The 24,719-nt window shown below is 66.7% G+C and carries 17 protein-coding genes and 1 pseudogene; 12 read left to right on the top strand and 6 right to left on the bottom strand.

Annotation, left to right across the window (positions count from 1 at the left end):
• Positions 1–63 precede the first annotated feature (63 nt).
• On the bottom strand, positions 64–1,167 hold the full coding sequence (locus ACQR03_RS05215) for an anhydro-N-acetylmuramic acid kinase (protein ID WP_434841015.1): 1,104 nt from the start codon (positions 1,165–1,167) through the stop codon (positions 64–66).
• Positions 1,168–1,360: 193 nt separating this feature from the next.
• On the opposite strand from ACQR03_RS05215, the gene tyrS reads away from it, so the two are divergent.
• The 3 genes and pseudogenes from tyrS to ACQR03_RS05200 form a co-directional block, all read left to right on the top strand.
• Positions 1,361–2,614 carry a tyrosine--tRNA ligase gene (gene tyrS, locus ACQR03_RS05210; protein WP_434841014.1) on the top strand — a complete coding sequence of 418 codons (1,254 nt, stop codon included), beginning with the start codon at positions 1,361–1,363 and terminating at the stop codon, positions 2,612–2,614.
• A 55-nt stretch (positions 2,615–2,669) separates the two neighbouring features.
• Entirely contained in the window at positions 2,670–3,929 is a 1,260-nt protein-coding gene (locus ACQR03_RS05205) for an MFS transporter (RefSeq protein ID WP_315751676.1), read from the top strand.
• A gap of 124 nt (positions 3,930–4,053) precedes the next feature.
• Positions 4,054–4,633 (top strand): annotated as a pseudogene (locus ACQR03_RS05200) (methyl-accepting chemotaxis protein); the annotation flags it as partial.
• Between the two features lie 51 nt (positions 4,634–4,684).
• Here the strand turns inward: ACQR03_RS05200 and ACQR03_RS05195 are convergent.
• Positions 4,685–8,383, bottom strand: coding sequence for a YhdP family protein (locus ACQR03_RS05195; RefSeq protein ID WP_434841013.1), 3,699 nt, complete (start codon positions 8,381–8,383; stop codon positions 4,685–4,687).
• 516 nt (positions 8,384–8,899) lie between these two features.
• Between ACQR03_RS05195 and ACQR03_RS05190 the strand changes: the two genes are divergently transcribed.
• Together ACQR03_RS05190 and ACQR03_RS05185 are read left to right on the top strand one after the other, a co-directional pair.
• On the top strand, positions 8,900–9,601 hold the full coding sequence (locus tag ACQR03_RS05190) for a peroxiredoxin (protein ID WP_315826877.1): 702 nt from the start codon (positions 8,900–8,902) through the stop codon (positions 9,599–9,601).
• Positions 9,602–9,706: 105 nt separating this feature from the next.
• Positions 9,707–11,071 (top strand): M23 family metallopeptidase, encoded by a 1,365-nt coding sequence (locus tag ACQR03_RS05185; RefSeq protein WP_315751679.1) that lies wholly within the window; start codon positions 9,707–9,709, stop codon positions 11,069–11,071.
• A 63-nt stretch (positions 11,072–11,134) separates the two neighbouring features.
• On the opposite strand, the gene ACQR03_RS05180 is transcribed toward ACQR03_RS05185, so the two are convergent.
• Together ACQR03_RS05180 and ACQR03_RS05175 are read right to left on the bottom strand one after the other, a co-directional pair.
• Complete coding sequence (locus ACQR03_RS05180) at positions 11,135–12,370, bottom strand: LysM peptidoglycan-binding domain-containing protein (protein WP_434841204.1); 1,236 nt, start codon at positions 12,368–12,370, stop codon at positions 11,135–11,137.
• Between the two features lie 353 nt (positions 12,371–12,723).
• A complete protein-coding gene (locus ACQR03_RS05175; protein WP_316203578.1) occupies positions 12,724–13,671 on the bottom strand; it encodes a LysR family transcriptional regulator in 948 nt (315 codons plus the stop codon).
• A 185-nt stretch (positions 13,672–13,856) separates the two neighbouring features.
• Here ACQR03_RS05175 and ACQR03_RS05170 point away from each other — a divergent pair, with 185 nt between their 5' ends.
• The 5 genes from ACQR03_RS05170 (at position 13,857) to ACQR03_RS05150 (ending at position 20,699) form a co-directional block, all read left to right on the top strand.
• Positions 13,857–15,017, top strand: a complete 1,161-nt coding sequence (locus tag ACQR03_RS05170; protein ID WP_434841012.1) for an MFS transporter — start codon at positions 13,857–13,859, stop codon at positions 15,015–15,017.
• A 25-nt stretch (positions 15,018–15,042) separates the two neighbouring features.
• Entirely contained in the window at positions 15,043–16,512 is a 1,470-nt protein-coding gene (locus ACQR03_RS05165) for a carotenoid oxygenase family protein (RefSeq protein WP_316202048.1), read from the top strand.
• Positions 16,513–16,626: 114 nt separating this feature from the next.
• Positions 16,627–17,286, top strand: a complete 660-nt coding sequence (locus ACQR03_RS05160) for a glutathione S-transferase family protein (protein ID WP_315751685.1) — start codon at positions 16,627–16,629, stop codon at positions 17,284–17,286.
• Between the two features lie 35 nt (positions 17,287–17,321).
• Positions 17,322–17,756, top strand: coding sequence for a GlcG/HbpS family heme-binding protein (locus tag ACQR03_RS05155; protein WP_315826871.1), 435 nt, complete (start codon positions 17,322–17,324; stop codon positions 17,754–17,756).
• Between the two features lie 792 nt (positions 17,757–18,548).
• Positions 18,549–20,699: a methyl-accepting chemotaxis protein gene (locus tag ACQR03_RS05150; protein ID WP_315826870.1), complete on the top strand. Its 2,151-nt coding sequence runs from the start codon at positions 18,549–18,551 to the stop codon at positions 20,697–20,699.
• Positions 20,700–20,711: 12 nt separating this feature from the next.
• Here the strand turns inward: ACQR03_RS05150 and ACQR03_RS05145 are convergent, their stop codons facing one another.
• Positions 20,712–21,266 carry a DUF3124 domain-containing protein gene (locus ACQR03_RS05145; RefSeq protein ID WP_316184977.1) on the bottom strand — a complete coding sequence of 185 codons (555 nt, stop codon included), beginning with the start codon at positions 21,264–21,266 and terminating at the stop codon, positions 20,712–20,714.
• A 25-nt stretch (positions 21,267–21,291) separates the two neighbouring features.
• Between ACQR03_RS05145 and ACQR03_RS05140 the strand changes: the two genes are divergently transcribed.
• Together ACQR03_RS05140 and upp are read left to right on the top strand one after the other, a co-directional pair.
• The gene (locus ACQR03_RS05140) at positions 21,292–23,019 is read left to right on the top strand and encodes a cation:proton antiporter (RefSeq protein WP_315712180.1); all 1,728 of its coding nucleotides are present in this window, start codon (positions 21,292–21,294) and stop codon (positions 23,017–23,019) included.
• A gap of 53 nt (positions 23,020–23,072) precedes the next feature.
• Positions 23,073–23,708: a uracil phosphoribosyltransferase gene (gene upp / locus ACQR03_RS05135; RefSeq protein WP_315751689.1), complete on the top strand. Its 636-nt coding sequence runs from the start codon at positions 23,073–23,075 to the stop codon at positions 23,706–23,708.
• 15 nt (positions 23,709–23,723) lie between these two features.
• On the opposite strand, the gene ACQR03_RS05130 is transcribed toward upp, so the two are convergent.
• Positions 23,724–24,647, bottom strand: a complete 924-nt coding sequence (locus ACQR03_RS05130; RefSeq protein ID WP_434841011.1) for a DMT family transporter — start codon at positions 24,645–24,647, stop codon at positions 23,724–23,726.
• Positions 24,648–24,719 lie beyond the last annotated feature (72 nt).

Genomic DNA, 24,719 nt, shown 5'->3' with positions numbered 1-24,719 from the left:
ATGCAGATGCATCAAACTAGATGCAAGTGCATGTAACTGTCAAGGTCCATGCACATGCATGGATCATGGCCGCGCGATCACTCCGCCGGTCATCGGAAACGGCACGCCGGTGGTGGTGGGATAGCTCAGCGGCAGGCCCTTCATGCCGCGGACCGCCAGGAAGCCGAACGCCTGGGCCTCGATGGCGTCCGCCGACCAGCCCAGCGCATCGGCCGATTCGACGCTCGCCGGCGCGACACGCTCCCGTAGCATCCGCATCATGGTATGGTTGCGGGCGCCGCCGCCGCAGACGATCCAGCTCGCCGGCGGCTTCGGCAGCAGCGGGACGATGCGGGCAATCGCTGCGGCCGTGAACGCCGTCAGGGTCGCGGCCCCGTCCGCCGGCTTCACATCGCCCAGCTTCAGCGCGGCAAAATCATTGCGGTCGAGAGATTTCGGCGGCGGCAGCGCGAAGAAGGGCATTTCCAGCGCGCTGGTGATCCAGGCCTCGTCCGGGTTGCCCTGCTCCGCCACGCGGCCATCCTGATCGAATGACTGTCCCGTGGTCCGGTGCATGAAATCGTCGAGCAGCGCATTACCGGGACCGGTGTCGCAGGCGATCAGCACGTCGTCGCCGTCGATATAGGTGATGTTGGAGACGCCGCCGATATTGACCACGGCGATCGGCCCCGCGCGCGACAGCGACTTCGCCAGGGCGCGGTGATAGACGGGTACGAACGGCGCGCCCTGCCCGCCGAAATCGACGTCGGCGGCGCGGAAATCGTGCATCACCGGGATGTGGACGGACTTGGCAAGCACGGCCGCGTCGCCGATCTGCACGGTCAGGCGGCGCTCGGGGCGGTGCAGCACGGTCTGGCCGTGGAAGCCGATGATGTCGATGTCCTCGGGCTTGAGCCGGTGCTGCGCCAGGAACGCGGCGACCGCCTCGGCATGCGCCACCGTCACGACGCGCTCGGCGTCGCGCACCCGTCCGGGGCGCGCATCGCGCCGCTCGATCTGCACCGCATCGGCGAGCGCCTCGCGCAGCAGGCTGCGCTCCGCGGCGCTATAGGCCCGGTAGCCCGAGGGACCGAGGCTCTTGATCTGCCGCCCATCGGTCTCGATCAGGGCCACGTCCACCCCGTCGAGCGAGGTGCCACTCATGAGGCCAAGTGCGGTCAGAATCATTGCAGTCGAACCTGAAAACCCTGCCCTGCTTGCCAAGTACGGCCGATTTGAGGTCCCGCCCAGGCCGTGCACATGCTTGTACAAGCCCGGCGCATCTTATAATGCCACAATGCCCGTATCCGTGGCATGTGCCTCCCGCACGTCCCCGCGACAAGCGGTCAATACCGTAAACAAATGCTCAGAGTCGCCGACAATGACTGGCTTCAAGTCTGATTTCCTGAACGTGCTGCAGAGCCGCGGGTTCATTCATCAGTGCTCGGATTTCGAGGGGCTGGATGCCCTCGCCGCCAAGGGCCAGGCGACCGCCTATGTCGGCTACGACTGCACCGCACGCTCGCTGCACATCGGCAACTTCCTGACCATGATGATGCTGTATTGGCTGCAGCAGACCGGGAACAAGCCGATCACCCTGATGGGCGGCGGCACCACCATGGTCGGCGATCCCTCCGGCAAGGACGAGACGCGGGCGATGCGCACGGTCGAGGAGATCGAGGCCAACAAGGCGTCGATCCGCGGCGTGTTCGCCAAGGTGCTGCGCTACGGCAATGGCGCCACCGACGCCATCATGCTCGACAATGCCGACTGGCTGACGAAGCTGAACTGGATCGAGATGCTGCGCGACATCGGCCGGCATTTCTCGGTCAACCGCATGCTGACCATGGACTCCGTCAAGCTGCGGCTCGAGCGCGAGCAGGAGATGAGCTTCATCGAGTTCAACTACATGGTCTGCCAGGCCTACGACTTCGTCGAGCTGGCGCGGCGCACCGGCTGCCGGCTGCAGATGGGCGGCTCCGACCAGTGGGGCAACATCGTCAACGGCGTCGAGCTCGGACGCCGCATGGGCACCGAGCAGCTCTTCGCGCTGACCACGCCGCTCTTGACCACCGCATCCGGCGCCAAGATGGGCAAGACCGCGCAGGGCGCGATCTGGCTCAATGCCGACCAGTGCAGCCCGTATGATTTCTGGCAGTACTGGCGCAACACCGAGGACGCCGACGTCGTCAAGTTCCTCAAGCTGTTCACCACGCTGCCGCTGTCCGAGATCGAGAAGCTCGGTGCACTGCAGGGTGCCGAGATCAACGAGGCCAAGAAGGCACTGGCCGATGCGGCCACCACCTTGCTGCATGGCGAAGAGGCGGCACGCACCGCTGCCGAGACCGCCCGCCGCACCTTCGAGGAAGGCGCCATCGCCGAGAACCTGCCGACGGTCGAGGTGCCGCAGGCCGAGCTCGACGCTGGCCTTGGCGTGCTCAACGCCTTCGTCAAGGCCGGCCTCGTCGGCTCCAACGGCGAGGCGCGGCGGCAGATCAAGGGCGGTGGCCTGCGCGTCAACGACATTGCGGTCACCGACGAGAAGATGGCGCTGACGCCGGCTGCACTGACCAGCGAGGGCGTGATCAAGCTGTCGCTGGGCAAGAAGCGCCACGTGCTGGTCAGGCCTGCATAGCCGCATTCGCTTTTGCCTGCTTGTCAGGGAAGGCCGAAAGGCGCTCCCTCAGGGCATGACGATCAGCGCGCCGCGAGAGCCTGCGCAAGCCGAGGAAACTCCGACAGCTCCACCACGCGTGCGCATGGCGTTCGTGGTGCTGGGTCTCTGCTTTGCGCTATCGGTGATTGGCCGCGGGCTGGGAGAAAGCTTCACCGTCTTTCTCAAGCCGATCTCCGACAGCTTCGGCTGGGACCGTTCCGAAGTCGTCTCGATCTATTCACTGACGGCGCTCGCCGGCGGCCTCGCCGCACCGCTGATCGGGCGGCTGTTCGATCACTCCGGACCACGCGCCGTGTATGCGCTCGGCCTCCTGCTGCTTGGTTCCGCCTTCACGGCCGCGGCGCACGCGCAGGCGCTGTGGCAGTTCCAGATCAGCATCGGCCTGTGCGTCGGCATCGGCATCGCGCTGATCGGCAACGTCCCCAACTCGATCCTGCTGGGCCGCTGGTTCGGCAAGAAGCTGCCGACCGCGATGGCGGTGATCTATTCCGCCACCGGCGCCGGCGTGCTGATCCTGCTGCCGGGCTCGCAACTGCTGATCGACGCGACCGGGTGGCGCAGCACATATCAGGCGTTCGGCGCCGCCGCCTTCATTCTGCTGGTGCCGCTGGCGCTGCTGCCCTGGCGGCTGTTTGCCGCCGGCGCGCCCCACATCACCAGGCCTGTCGCCGACGAGCTCGCCGGCGATGCCTGGACCTTGTCGCGGGCGCTGCGCCATCACGCCTTCTGGGCGTTGTTCTCGACCTTCTTCTTCACCGCCGTTGGCATGTATGCGATCGCGCCGCAGGTCGTCGCCTATCTGATCGATGCCGGCTTTGCGCCGCTGCAGGCCGCCACCGCCTGGGGCTTCTCGGGCGTGGTGCTGCTGTTCGGCATGCTCGGCGTCTCGGCCCTCGACGGGCTGATCGGCCGGCGGCCGTCGGTGCTGTTCTCCTACGCCGTATCGATCGCAGGAATCCTGATGCTGTGGGCGCTGCAATTCTCGCCGAACATCTTCCTGCTCACCGGCTTCGTCGTCTGCTTTGGCAGCATGATCGGCTCGCGCGGGCCGCTGTTGTCGGCGACCGCGATGAAGATCTTCCGCGGCAGGCGGCTTGGCACCATCTACGGCACGATCACGATCGGCAGCGGGCTCGGATCGGCACTAGGATCATGGAGCGGCGGCGTCATCCACGATCTCACCCACGGCTATGATGCCGTCATTCTGCTCGCGCTCGTGAGCGTCGTCATCGGCATGATCCCGTTCCTGGTCGTTCCGGCCCTTCGCACGTAGTTGGCCCGCGGTCCAAGAACGATGTGCTTGCGCGCTCCGACAGCCGCCCGTCCACATAGTGGACGGCGCACAACAACCACGCGTTCATGATTAGTAAGCAGCTTGATGATAGTTGTTTCGGCAAGGACGCGCCGTCGAAAGCGCGCGCCATACCGACGGGATCGTCCGCGCCCTGGCCGATGGCGCCAAGCAGATCGAGCACGTCGCCGAGCTGATCTCGAGCATCGCGGGCCAGACCAACCTGCTGGCGCTCAACGCCACGATCGAGGCCGCGCGCGCCGGCGAAGCCGGGCGCGGCTTTGCCGTGGTCGCGGCGGAGGTGAAGAGCCTGGCCAGCCAGACCGGCACAGGCCACGCAGGAGATCGGCGACCGCATCGCCCGGATCCAGAACGCGACGCGGGAAGCGGTCGGCGCGCTCGACGGCATCACCCTGACCATCGAGGAGGTGTCCGCGATCGCGGCCACGATCGGATCGGCGATCGAGGAACAGGGACCGGCCACCGCGGAGATCGCGCGCAACGTCACCCAGACCGCGCAGGCCACCCGCGAGGTCACCGCCAACATCGGCGGCGTCTCGACGGCGGCCAATGAGACCTGGAGCGCCGCCGGCCACCTGCTGATCGCGGCCGGCAACCTCTCCAAGCAGGCCGAGCAGCTCTCCCGCGAGGTCGACACCTTCCTTGCTGGCGTCAGAGCCGCCTGAACCGCATCGATCGGGTCTGTTGACGTCGCCGAACGCCGGCGGCCGGCAGCGTCAATTGTTCGGCGGCAGCTCCGCCGGCGGGTATGGCTGCTTGCCGGTGTTGAAGTCCATGATCTTGCGCGTCACGCCCGGCAGCATGGCCGAGATCGGGTTGATGCGCACCACAGGCTGGCTTGGCGTGCCCACAACCTCATAGGTCACGCCGAACAGACCTTCATTGCTGCCGCCGAGGAACAGCCCGACGATCGGGATCTGGTTGAACATGTTGTTCAGCCCGTACAGCGGCACGATCGTGCCCGAAGCCCGGACCTGGTTGACGTTGTAGTCGATGCTGCCCTCGATGGTCAGGCCGAGCGTCGGTCCCTTGACGACGCCGTCGCGGATCGAGAGCAGCCCGTTCTGCCGCGTGAACTCCGCGCGCAGCATGGTGAAGGCGATGCCTTGCGAGGCGCCCTGTGCTGCGCCGGAGGCGGCGCGATCCAGCGCCTGCTCACCCCTGACGGTGAAGTTGCGAACGATCGCCAGGCCTTCCTTGGGGCTGGAGTCGGCCGTCGGCGGCTCCATCGCCAGTTCCAGCTCGCCGCCAGCCATCTTGGAATAGGTGTCGGCGAAGCGCAGCAGCGCGCCGGCATCGTTGGTTACGAGATAGATCACCTCGCGGCCCTGGCGACGCGCGCGAGGATCGGCGCTCGGCGCCTCGCGGCCGACGCGGATGTCGGCGGTGACGGGCGTGTCGCGGCCGACCTTGCCGGTCAAATTGAAGCTCTTGAAGGCGCCGCCGCGCCTGGAGAACTTGAGGTCGACGCTGCGCAGCGCCTCGCCGTTGAAGCCGGCGACGGCGCCCAGCTTGACCTCGGCGTCGAAGTCGAGGTTGGAGCGTGCCTTGTTCTTGTCGGCGTCCTTGTTGGTGCCCGAGATCGCCGACTTCAGGAAGCCGCGGCCGTCGAACACGTCGCCGCGCATCGACAGCTTCAGCACGCCGTCCTGGCCGCGCTCGGCCTTGAGCTGCGTCTTGTCGCCTTCCGACGGCGAATAGGTCGGGAAGTTGGCGTTCACCAGGTCGCCGTTCTGGTCGACTTCCAGCGAGCCCTTGATGGAGACGCCGCCGCCTTCGATGTTGATGTCCTCGAAGCGTGTCGATTGCTGCTTGGCGACAACGTTGAAGGTGGCCTTGCCGGATTTGCCCGGATTCTTCACCCAGCCCGGCAGCAGGTTGTCGAGCTTGAGCTGGGTCAGATCGGCCTCGACGCCGATGCGGCTGTCGCGATCGCTGGAGCCGGCGATCTTGCCATTGAGCTTGAGCGGCACGTTGCCGGTGATCGCGGTGCCCAGATCCATGCCGAGCCGAGCCCGGCTGGCATCGTCGAGGATCGCCTGCATCTTGATGTCGGCGTCGCCTTCCGTCGGCTTGCGATAGTCGAGCGTGGCCGGCTGGCCGTTGATCTTGACGTCGCCCTTCACCTGATAGCCGGCGGTGTTGGCCACGATCTTGAGCGTGTTGGCCTCGAGCTTCTGGTTCATCACCAGTTTGTCGGCGGCAAAGCCATTGAGATCGGCCGTGACCGCGTAGCTGGTGTCGGCCTTGGTCAGTTCGCCCTTGACCGGCATCGCGAGATTGACGCTGGCCTGGAACGTTCCCTTGGTCTGGTTGGGATCGATCGGCATCGACGACAGATCGTTGAGCCGGTCGGAGGCGAGGATCTCGGCGGCAGCGGCGACCTGCCCTTCGACGCGCATGCGTACCCGCGACGGCGACGGCTTCGGCGCCATGTCCGGTACTTCGAACACGACGTCGGAGAAGTTGAGCTTGCGCCCGGCCGGCGTATCCGCGACGCCCTGCCCGATCGTCACCGTCGCGGTGCGGCCGGTGACATGCGCCTTCACGTCGGCATCGCGCACCGACGGCAGGCCGTCGACCGGATGCACGGTGACATTGGTGGCGACGATGTTGACGTCGAGACCATCGTCGGGAATCGGCGGCCCCTTGCGCGGCAGGTTGCGCGTCGGCGAATTGACGGCGACGTCGATCCGCTGCACCGAGCCGCGCTCGATGCGCTCGATGATCCAGGCCCGCACCTCCGGCACGATCAGCGCCGGCCAGATCCGTTTCATCGCCAGCGCGGGCATCGGCGTCGCCGCGAAGCCGAGCTTCAGCCGCGGCTCGCCGGCATAGTCGACGCTGCCGGTGCCGGCGACGCCGATCTCGCCATTGGAGACCTCCGCCTGCGTCAGCAGCACGCGCTTGCCCTCGGTGTCGAAGCGGAAGTTGATCGAGATGCGGTTGAAGATCAGCGGTGGCTCGTTTTCGATGGCGCCGAGCAGAATGGTGCCGCCGTTGAGACCCAGCCGCCAGTCGTTTGCGGTGTCGTTCGGAGGCTCGAGATTGGCGTTGAGCGTGATGCGGTTGGCGCCCGAGATCACCTTCAATGGCGCGATCAGCACGCGGCGCCCGGCGTCCCATTCCATGCTGATCTCGGCGGAGTCGATCGCCATCGGATAGTCGGGCGTATCGGTGTCGATGATCTTGCCCGCGCCGATGTTGATCTTGCCGCGCAGATAGGTCGGCAGCCCGTCGCGCGCGAGCTCGCCCTTGATCTCGCCGGTCATGGGCAGGTCCGCCATGTAGGTGAGATCCTTGAGCCGCATCGCCAGCAGGATGTTGCTGGTGGAGACCTTGTCGGCCTTGATGTCCACCGTGCGCACGCCGTTGGCCTGGGGCCCGACCAGGATGCGCAGCTGCCACGGCTTGGCGCCCTCTTCGCCGAGGCTCAGCGCCACCCCGCCGCCGGACGGCCGGCGCAGGCTGAGGCTGATGTTCTCGAACGTCCATTTGTTGCCGCGCTGCTGGTCGTCGACGATCAGCACGCCGTTCTTCAACCCGATCTCGTTCAGGTTCTGGCCATCGAGCCCGGTGAGGCTGAGGCTGTCGAGCCAGTCCAGGCCGGCAAGCAGGCCGTTCGGCGCAGCGGTCGCGGGCACAGTCGACATGGCCGGCGGTGCTGGCTGCGAGCCGGCCTGCGGTCCCGGTGCGTTGGGCGGTGACGCGGCCTGTCCCGGTCGCGGGAATGTCGGCGGCAGGCCGGCATCGCGCTTGGAGGCGACGCCCGTTGCCAGCGGCTTGGTGGTCTCCCCCGTCGACACCGTGACGGTGCCGTCCGGGGTGATGCGAATCGCGAGCTCGGCGTCGACCAGCTTGAGGCTCTCGGCACGCAGCTGGCCCATCAGCAGCGCGGCGCCGGACAGCCGCACCTCGGCCTTGGGCGCGCTGGCGACGATGGCGTGATCCTGATCGCGCACGATGATGTCGCGGATCCGGACCGCGATCCTGATCCGGCCGGCACGCTCGATCTGGGTGCCGCCGACCTCGACGGTGTTGCCGTGGCCGATATTGTCCTCGATCGCCGCCGCGAGCCACGGCGTCGCCAGATCGAGGCTGATCGGGCCCGCACCGAGCCGCAGCCACAGGCCGGCGAAGCCGAGCCCGACGAGCAGCATGAGCGATGCCAGCGTGATGACGACCCGCTTGGCCACGCGGCCGCCCGGCAGACGCGGACGCGCCCAGCCGAATCGACCGGTGCTCCCGCCCGAATCGGGCCGCGACAACAGGCGCCGGGCGCGCTGCCCGACCGTCTCGTCGTGCTCGGCGGCAGCCTCATACTGGTCGGCCACATCCCAGTCGGCCTCATCCCACTGCTGGCCCTGGGTGTCCGCTTGCAGATGGGGCCGGTGGGGTGATGTCTGTCTTGCCATTGCCTCTCGGTGCCGGCCCCTCGTGTCCGAAACATTCGTGCCAACCTGGCCTCGGCCAGGTTGGTCGCCGGTGTGGCCCCGCCCGTTCACGCAGCGCGCGTGCTCACTGCCGGCAGGACTCGATGCCCCAAATGATCCCGTCACGCTTCGGCGGGTGCTGTCAACACGCCGCTGGCGCTTCGCCGGCGGCGCGGACGACGCGCGACATCCTCGTCACTATACCCCGCCGCCGTCAGGTTTGCCCACCTGCTCGCGCCAGCGGACCGGCGCCTCTCCACCGCCGGACGAATTCTGTGGCGGGGACGTCTGATCCGGAGACGGTACGAGAGTCGTCATTGCACTGTGCTCAACTGCGCTGGTGCTCACGCCTGCTGGTAGCCGTGATCTTCGCTTCATCGCAAGAGACACGATCCCCTGCGCGCCGCGAAGCACGGATTCCAGATCGATCCCGGGACACCGGACAAGAACCGAGATACTTTCATTTTTGAGCCGCCGAAAGCGACGAAAGGAAGGCGTATGTCAAAGGAATCACAAAAGAAATCCTCCAACCCGGCGTCCTACGGGGCGATTGACGGGAACCGGCTCGCCACCGCGGCCAAGAAGGCCACCAAGAAGACGGCCAAACCGGCAGTGACGAAAGCCACCAAGACGACCTCCGCAAAGACGACCTCCGCAAAGACCGCGACGTCCAAAGCCGCGACCACCAAAACGGGAGCTGCGAAGGCCGGGCCCAGGACGCCAGCCACCACTGGAACGGGCCTCGCCGAGGGCGTCAAGGCACCCGCGTTCAAGCTGCCGCGCGATGGCGGCGGAACCGTTTCGCTGGCCGATTACGGCGGCCAGAAGCTCGTGCTGTTCTTCTATCCCAAGGCCAATACGCCCGGCTGCACCAAGGAGGCGATCGACTTCACCCGCCTGTCGAAGGACTTCGCGGCCGCCGGCGCCGCAGTGCTCGGCGTCTCCGCCGATTCGGTCAAGGCGCAGGACAATTTCCGCGACAAGCACGATCTCGCCGTGCCCCTGATCTCGGACGAGACACATGAGATGCTGGAGGCCTACGGCGCCTGGGGCGAGAAGTCGCTCTATGGCCGCAAGTTTCTCGGCATCATCCGAAGCACCGTCTTGATCGGCGCCGACGGCCGCGTCGCCAAAGTGTGGCGCAACGTCAAGGTCGACGGCCATGCCGACGCGGTGCTCGCGGCGGCGCGCGCGCTCTGAGAATGCGCCTGACGGCGTTGGCGGAAAATTAACCATGCAGGGGTCAAATCGCTCCCGTAAATGACGCCGCTGGAACGACGATCTCCGGCCGGCGCGGGAGTGCCGATGTCGTATCGTTCCGGCCATCACGCCGAATATCCCCAGCACCATTCTCATGACCGTGGGCACGCCCATCACCATCGGCGCGCCCCCGTCAGCCATCCGGCGCCGGTCGCGGCCGCGTCGCAGAGCGACTACACGCTGGTGCATGCCGGCAAGCAGGTGCGCATCGGCCCGGTGGTATTCTGGATCGTGGTCGGCACCGTCAGCCTGCTCGGGCTGTGGTCGGCGGCGACCGCGACCTATTTCGCGTTTCGCGACGACGTGCTGACGCGGCTGATCGCGCGCCAGGCCGAGATGCAATACGCCTATGAGGACCGCATCGCCGAGCTACGCGCCAAGGTCGATCGCGCCACCAGCCGGCAATTGCTCGACCAGGAGCAGTTCGACCAGAAGCTCGACCAGATCCTGAAGCGCCAGAGCGCGCTTGAAGGCCGCGCCACCGCGCTCGGCAGCATGCCCGACATCACCGGCTCGATCCGCGCCCCGGCGCGCGCGCCTGTCTCCATCGAGCCGCCGTCGGCGCCAGCCACGCCCAAGCCGTCGCCGATCAGCGACACCGTGATCTTCACGGCGCCGCCGGACCGCGAGGCCCGGCTCGAATCGCGCAGCCCCGTGATGGCCAACGCGCAGCCGAACCCATCGACCAAGCTCGCCGGCGTCGACAACGTGCTGACGCGGCTGACGCGCTCGCTCGACCAGGTCGAGGCGCGGCAGATCGCGATGCTGTCCTCGGCCGAGGAGACGCTGGAATCGAAGCTGCGCCGGATGCGCGGCGTCATCACCGATCTCGGCCTCGACATGGGTCAGCTCGAAGCGGCGGCGCCGAAGGGCGGCATGGGCGGCCCGTTCGTGCCGGTCAAGCTCGGCGCCGAATCCGGTCCGTTCGAGCGCCAGCTCTACCGCATCAGCATCACCCGCGCGCAGGTCGAGAAGATGAACCGCACGCTGTCGCTGGTGCCGTATCGCAAGCCGGTCATCGGCGAGGTCGAGTTCACCTCGGGCTTCGGCGTGCGCAGCGATCCGTTCCTTGGCCGCCCCGCGATGCACACCGGCCTCGACTTCCGCGCCGCGACCGGCGATCCCGTCCGCGTCACCGCCAACGGCAAGGTGGTCAACGCCGGCTGGGCCGGCGGCTACGGCCGCATGGTCGAGGTTGATCACGGCAACGGCCTCTCCACCCGCTACGGCCATCTCTCCGAGATCAACGTCAAGATCGGCCAGCATGTGAAGATCGGCGACATCATCGGCGAGGTCGGCTCGACCGGCCGCTCGACCGGCCCGCATCTGCACTACGAGACCCGCATCGACGGCGAAGCCGTCGACCCGCAGAAATTCCTGCGCGCCGGCGTCCGGCTGAGCGCGGGCTAGGTCAGTCAGCTCACATCAAGTTGGTGCGGTGCAGCGCCCCGCGGGGGCGCTCCGGAGCCGGGCCTATCGCCTGGCCGGGAGCATGAAGACCTGCCCCGGATAGATCAGATCGGGACTTCGGATCTGCTCCCGGTTTGCCTTGTAGATGACCGCGTAGCGCGTGCCGCCCCCGAGCAGGCGGCGGCTGATGTGCCACAAGCTATCGCCGCGGGCGACCGTGACCGTCGTCATCTTCGGCTCGCCTCTGGCAGCGGGCACGATCGCCTCACGCGGGTTGCCTGCAGCCGCGACCAGCGTGGACTGAGTGGCCGCGCGAGCCTTGGCCGTCTCGGTCCCCGCAACAGCCGAGGACAGCGATGCAGTCGTCGCGTCGTCGGGCAGGCTCAACGGGACCTCGGCGCGCGCCTGGACGGAGCCGGATGCCGGATCGACCTCGTCGAGCCTGATCCGTTCGTTGCCGGCCCGGCTGACGTCCTTGCCGATCGCGATGCTGAGACGTCCGTCGGCGCCCGCCACCGTCGAAGAGATCAGGCGATCGTTCAAATAAAGCCTCACCGTCGCGCCCGGACGCGCCCGGCCGTTGACGCGCAGGACGCCATTCGTCTCGTGATCCACCGCGTCCACCGCCAGCGCCTGCGGGATCACCCCGGCCGGCTTCGACAGAACGCGCGTCGGCTCATCCGGCGACAGCAGAGCCACCGTGGCCTGCTGCCGCCCGGCCTCGACGTTCACCGCCACGCTCTGCTTCGACGTCACCTCGTGTCCGTCGGCGAGCTTCGATCGCAGGGTCAGATCGTAGGTCCCGGCAGGGAGACGGGGCGGCACCATGGCGAACTGTCCGGCCCGGTCGGCAACGACGCGGTCATGAACCTCGCCGTTGCGCAGCAGCTCCACGGTGGCGCCGGGCGCCGCGCGCCCGGCGACGACGGCGTCACCCGAAGGAGCGACGTTGACGACATCGAAGGCCGGACCATCGCTTTCGGCGCCCGACTGCGGAACCAGCGGGCCCAGCGCGGCGGCAAGACCACTCGCCTGCTGCTGCATCGTCGCAAGCGGGCTTGCGCCGCGACCATGGTCCGCGGCGGACGGCGCTTGCTCGGCGGTCGGAACCGATGCGGACTGCCCCGGCGCTTCGGCCGCCGGGATTGCCGCTCCGCTCGCGGCCGTTTTGTCCCGCCCGATAATCGGGACGTCACGGATCAGCGTGGGATCGAACACGACGACCAGCGCTGCCGCCGGGACCACGAGGGCCGCGACCCCAAGAATGATCCGGATCACCGGCTTGCCGCTCATGATCATGCCTCGGTCCATTGCTGGTCGCGTCGATCGCGCGTGTGTCGAGCCATACCATCCGGTCCGGCGAAACACCATTGCAGCCGGGCGGGCACGACACCGGACAATTCCGGGATACCGGCCGCCGAGGCCGCCCATGGCTGGCCCGGCCGCGCCCGGACCCGGCCGGCTCACGCCGCGCCGAGCGCGTCGACAAAGCGCGACAAATCTTCCCCCAACTCGCCCGGCTCCTCGAGGCCGATGCTGAGCCGCACCAGCACATCCTTGAGCGCCTTGCGCAAGGCCAGATCCTTCGCCGCGATCGGGCCGAGCAGCAGGTCGGAATGGTCGCCGACCGACGGGCACGAGACAACATCCGGTCATTTGCGCGACGCGCGTGCCCTGCTCCGGCCTTCGGACGCAATCTGCGCCGCGCATTCGGCGAACACCTGGCGCAGGAATTTGTGGCTGGGGTCCTGATCCCTGAACGAGGGCCAGATCATGGACTCGTTCAGGCGCGGAATCTCGAACGGGAAGCCGACGAACTTCACGGGATAATGCAGCGCCAGATCCTGCGCGAGCAGCCGATGCAGTGTCGCGATCCGGTCCGTCCCGCACAACATCCTGGGCAGCAGGCAGTAGGAATCGACCGTACAGGCAATCCTTCGCGGCCGGCCGGCGCGCGGGAAGAACAATTCCTCGAACGAGAAGGAGCCGGCTTCGCCGAGGCGGACGTTGACGTGATCGGCCGCGAAATAATCGTCCTCGGACAGCTTGCCGCGCTGCAACGGCCGCTCCCGGCACATCATGCAGACATGATCGTCCGACAGCAGATGCGTCTGCGGATGCGCTATCCGTGATGCATACTGCTCGGGCAATATCAGCAGGTCGATGTCGCCGAGCCCGAACACCTGCTCGACATGCTTGGGCAGATGCGCGATCTCGAGCTGGAATCCGCTCGCGCGCTGCGCGAGCGCGATCGCCACTCGCGACACCAGCACATAGGTCGCGTAGTCGGATGCACAGATTCGGAACGTGCGGCTGATCGTCGAGGGATCGAAGTCCGGCCTCGTGCTGATCGCGGCGCGCGCACGAACGAGCGTGTCCTTGACCGGCTCGACCAGCGCCTGGGCGAGCGGCGTCAGCTCGAACTGCCGTCCGACCTGGGTCAACAACTCGTCCTCGAAGAACTCGCGCAGACGCGCCAGCGCGGCGCTGGTCGCGGATTGACCGAGCCGGAGGCGATCCGCAGCCCGCGTGACGTTGCGCTCGTCGAGCAGCGCGTCGAGCGCCACCAGCAGATTGAGATCGAACCTGTCCAGCCGCATCGCAGCGCGCTCCCTTCCCCTGGACTTGTCACTTGGTATCGATCGTATCGATGACGATGCGCAATTCAATCGATTTTGCCGGATCACGGGTTCGACCTAGTGTGTGCTCGGACCAGCGTCGGCAGAGGGCGCGAAAGCCCGGGCCAAGGGGCCCCCGCGACTGGTCCGTTCACGGGGAGGGAAACATGAGCCGATCGAGCTCGGGTGGAGTCGTGCTCGCCACGTGCCACGTGGCCGGCATGCTGGACCTGGTGGCGCTGCCGGTCTGGGTCGGAACGTTCATTGAATTCTACGGTCTGTCGCCCGCGCAGGCGGGTGCGACCGTCACCAGCTTCCTGGCGGGCATCGTGCTCGCGAGCCTGGTGACCGCGCGATCGTTCACGCGGCTCGACGCGCGCAGCATCGTGGTCGGCGGCTTCATCGTGGCCGCTGCGGCGTTCGGCTATCTCGCCGGCAGGCCGCCAGAGCTGGTGCCATTCTGGGTTCTGCCGATCATCCACGCCATCGCGGGCCTCGCAGCCGGTGCCGCCTTGTCGATGACGCACGGCACGATGGGCCGTACCGACAATCCGCACCGCCTGTTCGGCCTCGCCAATGTCGCGCTCGCCGTCTTCAGCGTCGCCTTCTTCGCCACCGTGCCGGCCCTGATCCATGCGATCAGCCCGCGCCTGCTGTTCGCGGTGTTCGCAGCCAGCATGGCGGTCGCGGCGCTCCTGGCCTCTCTCGGCTTCCCGCGCTCCGTCGCCGCCGCCGAGACCGGCGGCGAGATGCTGCACGCGATGCCCGGCCGAGCCTGGCTGATCATCGCCGTCGTGATCTGCCTCGCCTTCAACCAGTCGCTCGTTTTCTCCTTCCTGGAGCGCATCGGCCATCACAAGGGGCTGTCGCAGGACGACGTCACCAAGGTTCTGATCGCCGTCGGCTTCATCAACCTGCTTCCCGGCGCGCTGGCGGCGGCCCTGCAACGACGCCTGTCGCCGATCGCGATCGGCATTGCCGGCCCGCTGCTGCAGGCCATGCTGGCTTTCGTGATCGTCAATGCCCAGGGCTTCTCGACCTACGCGGCCTTTGCGATCCCCTACGTCTCGATCGTGATCTTCACCCACACGTTCCTGTTCGGACTGCTGTCGCAGATCGACCCGAGCCGGCGCGCAGTCGCGGCGACACCGGCGATGATGATGATCGTATCGGCCGCGGGACCCGCCGTCGCCGGCGCGATCGTGGAGAGCCTGGGCTACGGCGGCCTGAGCTACGTGGCCGGAACGATATCCACGCTCGCCGTCGTCCTGATGCTGACCTTCAAGGCACGCACCGCCGCATCACCGGCCATGCTGCGCTCCGCCTGAGCCCCCTGCCCCCAAGGAGAGTCCCATGAACAAACACGTCACGCAGCACAACGGCCTGGAGTTTCCGCAGGATATCGTGTTCTCCGGCTATGCAGCTCCGGTGCGGATCGAAGGCGAGGTGCACGACCTCGAGGTGATCGGCCGCATTCCGGCGGGGCTGGAAGGCGTCTACTACCGCAACAGCGCCGACCACACCTACCCGCCTCTGCTGGGCAAGGACATCTTCCTCAACGGCGACGGCATGGTGCACATGGTCCGCATCCAGAACGGTCATGCCGATCTGGCGATGCGCTACGTCCGTACCCGCAAGTTCCTGATCGAGCGGCAGGCGCGCAAGGCGCTGTTCGGCGCCTATCGCAATCCGTTCACCGATTCACCCGAGGTGGCGGGCGAGGATGCCAACACCGCCAACACCTCGGTGATGTGGCACCATGGCAAGCTCTATGCCCTGAAGGAATCCGGCCGCCCCTACGAGCTCGATCCGGTCACGCTGGAGACCCGTGGCGAGACCGATTTCGGCGGCCAGCTCCGGAGCCGCACCTTCACCGCCCATCCCAAGATGGACCCGCTCACCGGCGAGTGCATCGCGTTCGCCTATAATTGCGAGGGCACGGCCAGCAATGACATCGAGCTCTACACCATCGCGCCGGACGGCGAGTTCACCCGCACCGAGCGCTTTACCGCGCCCTACTGCTCGATGGTCCACGACTTCCTGGTATCACGCAACTACATCGCCTTCGTGATCTGCCCGATGGTCTGCGACTGGGATCGCATCAGGAAGGGCGAGCCCTATTGGCATTGGGACAGCCACAGGCAGACCCATGTCGCCGTGATCCCGCGCCGGCAGGGCGTGGCCGGCATCCACTGGTTCACCGCGCCGAAGCTCGCAATGCAGACCCACACCTTCAACGCCTGGGAGCACGGCAGCCGCCTGGTGCTCGACCAGTTCGTCACGGAGTCCGGCTGGCTCAGCCAGTTCCCGGACATCCACGATCCCGAGGCCAAGGAGCTGCCGCCCTTCGGCGAACGTTGGACGATCGATCTGTCGAGTGCATCTGGCGCCATCGACATCTCGCGCTTCATCGGACACATCGGCGAGATGCCGGTCATCGACCAGCGCTTCGCGATGACCCGCGTCCGGCACTTCTGGTTCGGCACCAACAACCCCAAGCTCGGCCCGATGCTGCCCTTCGGCCCCAAGGGACCGCCCTTCACCTGCCTCGGACATTTCGACGAGGAGACGGGCAAGCTCGACTTCTACTACGCCGGCCCCGAGAGCTCGCCAGAGGAGCCATGCTTCGTTCCCCGCAGCGCGGACGCAGCCGAGGGCGACGGCTGGCTGCTCAGCATCGTCGGACGGCGGGCGGAGAACCGCACCGATCTCGTCATCCTCGACGCACGCAATCTGTCGGCCGGCCCCATCGCGACAATCCGCTTCCCGTGCCGGGTGCACGAGGGCTTCCACGGCATCTGGGTAAACGCCGACGTCCTTTAACGCGTCCGGCCACCGGAGGCGCCAGCCGCGGATCCGCCAGCGCCTCACGCCGAACGACAAACACTCCAATGACAAAGAGCCTCGCAGCAGGCCTGTCACAACCGGGGAAACGCCATGATACGTCTGTACGGCTCGATGCACTCGCGCGCGCATCGCTGCGCCTGGATGCTGAAGGAGCTCGCGCTCGACTTCGAGCACGTTCCGACCGGCTTCACCGACGGCAGCACCCACACGCCGGACTTCCTGAAGATCAATCCCAACGGACGCGTGCCCGCGTTCGTCTCCGACGAGATCCGCCTGTTCGAGTCGCTCGCGATCAACCTCCATCTGGCGCGCCGCTACCGCAGCGACCTTTCTCCGGCCACCCTGGAAGAAGACGCGCTCGTCACCCAGTGGAGCTTCTGGGTCGTGACCGAGATCGAGAAGCCCCTGCTTCTCGCCGCGGCCAATCGCGTCCTGTTCGATGCCGACAAGCGCGATGCCGACGAGCTCGGGATCGCGCTCACCAAGCTCGGCCGTCCGCTGGCGGTCCTCGATCGGCATCTCACCGAAAGGCCCTATCTCGTCAGCGGCCGCTTCACCGTGGCTGACCTGAATGTCGCCGCCGTCATGACGCTGGCCCGGCTCGGCACGCTCGACATGTCACCATGGCCCCATGTCGACCGCTGGCTCGATCGCTGCCTGGAACGGCCGGCCGCTGCGGACTGGAAGACGATCAGTTTCCGCGTTCCGCGGCCCGAGAACCCTCTCGGCATCCTCGCGATGTTCGTCTGAGGCACCATCGCAGATTGAATGAGGAACCGCACATCATGCTGATGCTCGCCGACGCAGTGATCATCATCGACGCCGCGCTGCGCGAAGCGCGTGCGAAGAACCTCGCGCCGCTTGCGGTCGCCGTGCTCGATCCAGGCGGACACCTGATCGCCTATCAGCGCGAGGACGGCGCCGGCATCGTCCGCTTCGACATCGCCTTCGGCAAGGCCTTCGGCTCGCTCGGCATGGGCTTCGGATCACGCGAGCTGAGCCGTCGCGCCGGCAACATGCCGACATTCTTCACGATGCTATCAGCCACGACCGGCGGCCGCCTCGTCGCCTCGCCCGGCGGCGTCCTGGTGCTCGGACCGGACAGGCAGGTGCTCGGCGCCGTCGGCATCTCCGGCGATCTCGGCGACAATGACGAAGCCTGCGCGATCGCCGGCATCGCCGCGGCGGGCTTTCGAACGGAAGAGCCGCCCGGCGCGTGAACCGGTGAAGAACGGCCAAGCGGACCGCCGAAACGGTCCACGCGGCTGATCATCGCTTGGCCGGGAGCACGAAGACGTGGCCGGCCCCACCGCGGGCGGGTGCCCATCATTCGGCTGAAGGGGAGGACCACGCCCGGCAGCAACTCCCTCATCCGAATTCTCCCACGCGATTTTGTTATTTCTTTTTTCCAGAAATCATGTATGATCCCCCCATCCTGCCCTCTCTGCGAGGGGCGTACGCGTCGTCACGGACGTTGGGGCGGGATGCGGTGGACGCGGGCTGCGATGCACGACGGGCATGGCGGTCGCGGACGATGAAGTCGCGTGGTCCTGGCGCCCCGATGCTGGCGCCAAGTTCGTGCCGGTGCAGATGCGCTGGCGCGGATGACGGGGGCAAGAAAGCCGGTCCCCGGGGAGATCGCGTATAAGTTGTTAAAACCATCGCGCAGGGAATGCCGGTTACGGCTTTGCCTGTGGTACCTGCCGCCTGCATTCTTCTCGCAGGCGGGCCATGGGTGAGGCCTTCACCCGGCATTCCCTGCACCCTCGCGTCGAGGGGGCGCTGCCGAAAACCCCGGGTGCACCGCGCCGCGGGAGCTCTTTCTGCACGCTGAATCACATACTTGCGCGCGAGAGCGAGCATTCCATACAAATTGCAACCTTTATGAGCAGTGCGTAGTCGTACGGTGCCTAGGTTTTACGCAACTTTTAAGGAGTCGGCGCCTTCTAGGCGGTGATCTGAAACTCTGCATCCAGTGTCCGCATGCAGGTGGGACAATTTGGAGTCATACCGTGCGCAAAAATCTGCCTGTCACCCACAACGAATACCCGATCACCGACGAGACGCTGATCGTCTCGCGCACCGATCTGAAGGGCAAGCTGACCTACTTCAACGACCAGTTCGTCGATGCCGCCGGCTTCACCCCCGACGAGCTGATGGGCCAGCCGCACAACATCATCCGCCACCCCGACATGCCGGAGGCCGCATTCGCCAATCTCTGGGACACGCTGAAGCAAGGCAAGCCGTGGGCCGGCGCCGTCAAGAACCGCCGCAAGAACGGTGACTTCTACTGGGTACTGGCGAGCGCATCCCCCATCCGCGAGAACGGCCGGATCACGGGCTACACCTCCATCCGCACCAAGCTGCCGGCCGAGCAGCGCGCCGAGGCCGAGAAGGTCTACGGGCTGTTGAATCAGAACAAGGCGCAGGGCTACGCGATCAGCGCGGGCGTCATCCGCCGCCGCTCGGTGTTCGACCGCCTGTCGCTCTTCACGGGTACGCTCAGGGCGCGCCTGACGACCTTGGCCGCGGTGCTGGGCGTGTTCATGCTGATCATCGGCGCGGCCGGCCTGCTGTCGACCCGCTCCACCAACGTCGCCATGAAGTCGCTGTACGAGGATCGCACGATCCCGCTGGCGCAATTGCTCGAGATCAACGATCGCACCTTGCAGAACATGTCGTCGCAACAGTCTGCGGCGGCGAACGGCAAGGCCGGAAAACCGATCGACGGCATCAGGGCGCTGGTGGACGGAAACAGCGCCAGGATCACCAAGGTCTGGGCCGACTACATGGCGAGCTACCTGACGCCGGAGGAGAAGATCGTCGCCGATGCCTTCGCGATCAAGCGCAAGGCCTATCTGGAGGAAGGCATCAGGCCGGGATTGGCTCTGCTCGAGCAGGGCAAGTTCGACGAGGCGAGCCAGCATATCGCCACCAAGGGGCATGATCTGTTCGAGGCCGCCAAGCACGAGCTCGACAAGCTCGTTCAGATCCAGGTGAAGGAAGGCAAGGCGCTCTACGAGGAGGCCGAGAGACAATATCTGGTGGTGCTCGCGATCATTTCTGTGATGATCCTGGCCGGTATCGGAATCGGCGCTACGTTCAGCCTGCAGAGCATCCGCGCGGTGCTGCGGCCGCTCAAGGTGCTCAACGACGCCATGCAGAACATCACCGCCGGCAAGCTCGACAACCGCATTCCGGTGGAGCGCGACGACGAGCTCGGCGAGGCGCTGCGCAACCTGCAGACCGTGCAGGCGATCGTCCGTTTCAACAGCGAGGAAGTGAAGGCCGTGCAGCACTCGGCCGAGGTCAAGCGCAAGGCCGGAATGAACAAGCTCGCCAGCGAATTCGAAAGCGCGATCGGCGGCATCGTGCAGACGGTGTCCTCGGCCTCGTCGCAGCTCGAGACGTCCGCCGGCACGCTGACCTCGACCGCGACGCGCTCGCAGGAGCTCGCCACCACCGTGGCCGCCGCGTCCGAGCAGGCCGCGACGAACGTGCAGTCGGTCGCCTCGGCCACCGAGGAACTGACCTCGTCGGTGACCGAGATCAGCCGCCAGGTGCAGGAATCGGCGCGCATCGCCAACGGCGCCGTCGATCAGGCGCGCACCACCAACGACCGCGTCAACGAGCTCTCGAAGGCAGCCGCGAGGATCGGCGACGTGGTCGAGCTGATCAACACCATCGCCGGCCAGACCAACCTGCTGGCGCTGAACGCCACCATCGAGGCGGCGCGCGCCGGCGATGCCGGCCGCGGCTTCGCCGTGGTCGCGTCCGAGGTCAAGGCGCTCGCCGAGCAGACCTCGAAGGCCACCGGTGAGATCGCCCAGCAGATCTCGGGCATCCAGGCAGCGACACAGGAATCGGTGTCGGCGATCCGCGAGATCAGCACGACGATCGAGCGGCTGTCGGAAATCTCCTCGACCATCGCCGCCGCCGTCGAGCAGCAGGGCGCGGCGACGCAGGAGATCTCGCGCAACATCCAGGAAGCGTCGCGCGGCACCACCGAGGTCAACACCAACATCGTCGACGTCCAGCGCGGCGCCTCGCAGACCGGCTCTGCTTCGGGCAACGTGCTGTCGGCGGCGCAGTCGCTGTCGCGGGAGAGCGACCGGCTGCGGCAGGAGGTCGACCGATTCCTCGGCAACGTGCGGGCGGCCTGAGCCGCCCCGCGCTCACCGCCCGGTCAGCCGGATCGGGCGGCCCTGACTGATGAAGGCGTAATAGCCGGCGCCGATGCCGCCGACCATCAGCGCCTCGACGACGGGCTCGGCGATCTCACCGGTCGCGGCCCAGTCGATGACGAAATTGGCGCCGGTGCCGCCGCGGGTGTCCTTGATGGGCACGAAGACCTCGACGGTCGCGAACGGCCTCAAGGCGACGGGCTCGCGCAGATGCGCCTCCACCAGCGTGCCGGCCGTATCGTAATAGTTGATGCGCCGGACGATCAGCGGCCGCTGCTCGGAGGCGTTGTGGATGCTCAGCGTCACCGAGAAATCGGCCTGGACCCGGCCCGGGGTCATCGCAACGCTGGAATAGACGGGGACATAGACGGCGCCCGTGACCGTGACCGGCTCCGCCGGAACTGGCGTCAGCGAGCTCGCGAAAGCGGTGGTCACGTCGTCGGCGGCCTGCGCCGCGCCGGCCGCAACAGCTGCGATGAGCAGCAGCGCGAATGCGCCGGTCCGGATGTGACAGATTGCGGGTTTCCTTGCGCGGCGGCGCGACATAAATTGCCGCCTTGGGGGTTGCTTCATGCATGAACTGATCGGCGACATCACGCTCTGCATCCTGTTTGCGTGGGTGCTTGGACTGGCGGCACATAGATGGCGCCAGCCCTCGATTCTCGCTTATCTGGTCGCGGGCTTCGCCATTGGCCCCTTCGGCACCGGCTGGGTCAAGTCCCAGGAGTCGATTTCGGTGATCTCCGAGCTCGGCCTGATCTTCATGCTGTTCATGATCGGGCTCGAGATCGACCTCAAGAAGATCATCCGTGCCGGCCCGGTGATTCTGATCGCCGGTGGGGTCCAACTGCTCGGGGGTGCCGCGCTCGGCATCCTGTTCTTCGTCGCGATCGGCATGCGGATGGGCGCCGAGAGCTACGACGCACTCTATCTCTGCGTCGCCTGCGCGCTGTCCTCGACCGTCATCATCGTCAAGGTGCTGTACGAGAAGCGCGAGCTCGACACCCTGCCCGGCCGCATCACGCTCGGCGTGCTCGTGCTGCAGGACGTGTTCGCGATCCTGTTCCTGGCGGTGCAGCCGAGCCTCGACGACCTCCATGTCAGCGTGATCCTGCTGTCGTTCGCCCGCGCCGGCACACTGGTCGCGATCGCCCTGCTCCTCAGCCGCTACGTCTTGCCGCCGGTGTTCCATCGCATCGCGCGTACTCCGGAGCTGATCCTGCTCGGCGCGCTGGCCTGGTGCTTCCTGATCGGCGAGATCGCTGAAAGGCTGCACCTGTCGCGCGAGATGGGCTCGCTGGTCGCGGGCGTCTCGCTGTCGACCTTCCCCTACGCGCTCGACGTCACCGCCAAGGTCACGACGTTGCGCGATTTCTTCATCACGCTGTTCTTCGTCGCGCTCGGCATGACGATCCCGATCCCGACGATGTCCGTGGTGGGGCTGGCGCTCGTGATCGCGCTGTTCACGGTGGCGAGCCGGCTGCTCACGACGTTCACGCCGCTCTACATGATGCGGCAGGGCCTGCGTGCCAGCCTGCTGCCGGCGCTCAACCTCGCCCAGATCAGCGAATTCTCGCTGGTGGTGATCCAGACCGGCGCCGCCGCCGGGCACCTCAAGAACGGCACGTCGAGCGCAGCGTCCTTTGCTTTCGTGCTGCTCGCCGTGCTCTCGACCTTCGTCATCGTACGCTCCGATCCGATCGCGCGGCGAAGTATCCCGCTGCTCAAGCGGATCGGTCTGCGCGACCTCGATGCAAGCAAGGATGGCGAGGCCGGACATGAGGGCGGACACGGCGCCGGACGGCCGATCGTTCTCCTCGGATTCTTCCGCACGGCAAGCGCGCTGCTCAGCGAGATCGAGCGCAACGAGCCAGCGCTGCTGGAGCAGATCGGCGTGGTCGATTTCAACCCCGTCGTCTTCCGAACCTTGTCCGATCGCGGCATCCAGGTGACCTATGGCGACATCAGCAACGTCGACACGCTGATTCATGCGGGGGTGGGCCAGGCCGAGCTGATCATCCTGAGCATCCCGGATTCGCTGCTCAAGGGTGCCAATAACGAAAAGCTGGTGCGCCATGTCCGCAGCATCAATGCAACGGCCAAGATCATCGCGACCGCCGACCTGCTCGCCGACGTCAACGACCTCTACGCTGCCGGCGCCGACTACGTGACCGTGCCGCGGCTCAGCGATGCGCAGGTGCTGCTCAACCTGATCCAGGACGTCAGCGCCGGGCTCCTCTCCGAGCGCCGCAGCCAGGCGGAGACGATGCTCGCCGACCGCCGCGAGGTGCTGCCATGAGCCTGGCACGCATCCATCTCCCACAGAACCTGCGATCCTGCTGGACTTGAATCATGGCAAACACGAGCGTTCACGTCGTCGATCACCCGCTGGTCCAGCACAAGCTCTCCTTGATGCGCGAGCGTGACCGCTCGACCAAGGGCTTCCGTGAGCTGTTGAACGAGATCGGCATGCTGCTAGCCTACGAGGTCACGCGCGACCTGCCGCTCGAGCTGGTCGACATCGAAACGCCGATCGCGCCGATGAAGGCGCCGAAGATCGCCGGCAAGAAGCTGACGCTTGCGCCAATCCTGCGCGCCGGCGTCGGCTTCCTCGACGGCATGCTGGCGCTGATGCCGTCCGCGCGCATCGCCCATATCGGACTCTACCGCGATCCCAACACGCTGCAGGCCATCGAGTACTACTTCAAGGCGCCGCAGGACCTGAGCGACCGCACGGTGATCCTGATGGACCCGATGCTCGCGACCGGCAACTCCGCCTGCGCGGCTGCCGAGCTGCTCAAGACGCGCGGCGCCCGCGACATCCGTTTCGTCTGCCTGCTGGCGGCACCGGAAGGCATCGCCAAGTTCGAGAAGGAGCATCCGGACATCCCGATCTGGACCGCGGCGATCGACGAGAAGCTGAATGACCACGCCTACATCGTGCCCGGTCTGGGCGACGCCGGCGATCGGATGTTCGGCACGAAGTGATGGTGCGCGTGCAGTTCAGCAGGACGGTCGCGGTGAAGGGCGAATGACGCTGAAGATGCGACCGTCGATCACCAGCAGCGCACTCCCGATCACCAGCGCGCCGCTGATCTCTCCCAACGAGATGCTTTCGCCGAGCACCAGCGACCCGAGCAGGATTGTCGTCAACGGGATCAACAACGTCACCAGCATCACGTTGGTCGCCCCGGAGCGGCGCAGGATTTGGAAGAACACGATATAGGCGAACGCCGTCGACAGCGCCGCAAGGCTTATGACCGCGACCCAGGTCTGCAGTCCGGGAAGCGGGAGACGCCAGGGCTGGTCGACCGCGCCGGCGACCATCAGCATCATCACGCTGGACGCCGAGAGCTGGAAGGTGGCGGTTGCAAGCGGCGGCGAATGGGCGAGATGGCGGCGCACCAGCAGCGCGGCGATGCCGTAGCTGAGCGACGCGCCAAGACCGAACAGAATGCCGTAGCCGCCTGCCGAGCCGCCGAGCCCCGGTCCGCCCCGCAGGATCACGACCCCGACGAGGCCGACGACCAGACCCGCTGCCCGCCGGGCCGACAGCCTTTCCTCTCCCGCGGCGGCCATCACCACGATTGTGAACAGCGGCGTCGTCGCATTGAGGACGGCAGCAAGGCCGGAGGTGATGAACGTCTGGCCGATCACGATCAGGCAGAACGGCACGACATTGTTGAACAGCGCCACGGCAAGGAACGGCAGCCAGCCGACAACCCCCTTGGGAAAGCCGAGCCCGCGCAGTCGCGCCACCGGCAGCAGAATCGCCGCCGCCAGCACGATGCGCAGCAGCACCAGCGTCAGCGGGGGCAGTTCCTTCAAGGCGAGGCCGTTGAAGATGAACGATCCGCTCCACAGCAGCGAGAGCAGGCAGAGCAGCGACCAGTCCCGCGCGTCCATGCTCTCGATCTGGGATGTCATCGCCGCAAACCGCTGTTTCATCCGCGCGAGCCTTGCAGGCGAAGCCTCGCGCCGTCCACCCGCTTTCCGCTG

It is taken from the genome of Bradyrhizobium sp. HKCCYLS3070 (assembly GCF_051167575.1).
Taxonomy (GTDB): domain Bacteria; phylum Pseudomonadota; class Alphaproteobacteria; order Rhizobiales; family Xanthobacteraceae; genus Bradyrhizobium.
Note: the sequence above shows the minus strand (reverse complement) of the source record. Positions and strands in the feature narration are given on the sequence as shown.

Coding starts and splice junctions, on each gene's coding strand:
- ACQR03_RS05165 (WP_316202048.1), top strand. CDS start 15,043: ATGAACAAACACGTCACGCAGCACAACGGCCTGGAGTTTCCGCAGGAT.
- ACQR03_RS05160 (WP_315751685.1), top strand. CDS start 16,627: ATGATACGTCTGTACGGCTCGATGCACTCGCGCGCGCATCGCTGCGCC.
- ACQR03_RS05195 (WP_434841013.1), bottom strand. CDS start 8,383: ATGGCAAGACAGACATCACCCCACCGGCCCCATCTGCAAGCGGACACC.
- ACQR03_RS05170 (WP_434841012.1), top strand. CDS start 13,857: ATGAGCCGATCGAGCTCGGGTGGAGTCGTGCTCGCCACGTGCCACGTG.
- tyrS (WP_434841014.1), top strand. CDS start 1,361: ATGACTGGCTTCAAGTCTGATTTCCTGAACGTGCTGCAGAGCCGCGGG.
- ACQR03_RS05205 (WP_315751676.1), top strand. CDS start 2,670: ATGACGATCAGCGCGCCGCGAGAGCCTGCGCAAGCCGAGGAAACTCCG.
- ACQR03_RS05175 (WP_316203578.1), bottom strand. CDS start 13,671: ATGCGGCTGGACAGGTTCGATCTCAATCTGCTGGTGGCGCTCGACGCG.
- ACQR03_RS05140 (WP_315712180.1), top strand. CDS start 21,292: ATGCATGAACTGATCGGCGACATCACGCTCTGCATCCTGTTTGCGTGG.
- ACQR03_RS05215 (WP_434841015.1), bottom strand. CDS start 1,167: ATGATTCTGACCGCACTTGGCCTCATGAGTGGCACCTCGCTCGACGGG.
- ACQR03_RS05190 (WP_315826877.1), top strand. CDS start 8,900: ATGTCAAAGGAATCACAAAAGAAATCCTCCAACCCGGCGTCCTACGGG.
- ACQR03_RS05130 (WP_434841011.1), bottom strand. CDS start 24,647: ATGACATCCCAGATCGAGAGCATGGACGCGCGGGACTGGTCGCTGCTC.
- ACQR03_RS05185 (WP_315751679.1), top strand. CDS start 9,707: ATGTCGTATCGTTCCGGCCATCACGCCGAATATCCCCAGCACCATTCT.
- ACQR03_RS05145 (WP_316184977.1), bottom strand. CDS start 21,266: ATGTCGCGCCGCCGCGCAAGGAAACCCGCAATCTGTCACATCCGGACC.
- upp (WP_315751689.1), top strand. CDS start 23,073: ATGGCAAACACGAGCGTTCACGTCGTCGATCACCCGCTGGTCCAGCAC.
- ACQR03_RS05155 (WP_315826871.1), top strand. CDS start 17,322: ATGCTGATGCTCGCCGACGCAGTGATCATCATCGACGCCGCGCTGCGC.
- ACQR03_RS05180 (WP_434841204.1), bottom strand. CDS start 12,370: ATGATCATGAGCGGCAAGCCGGTGATCCGGATCATTCTTGGGGTCGCG.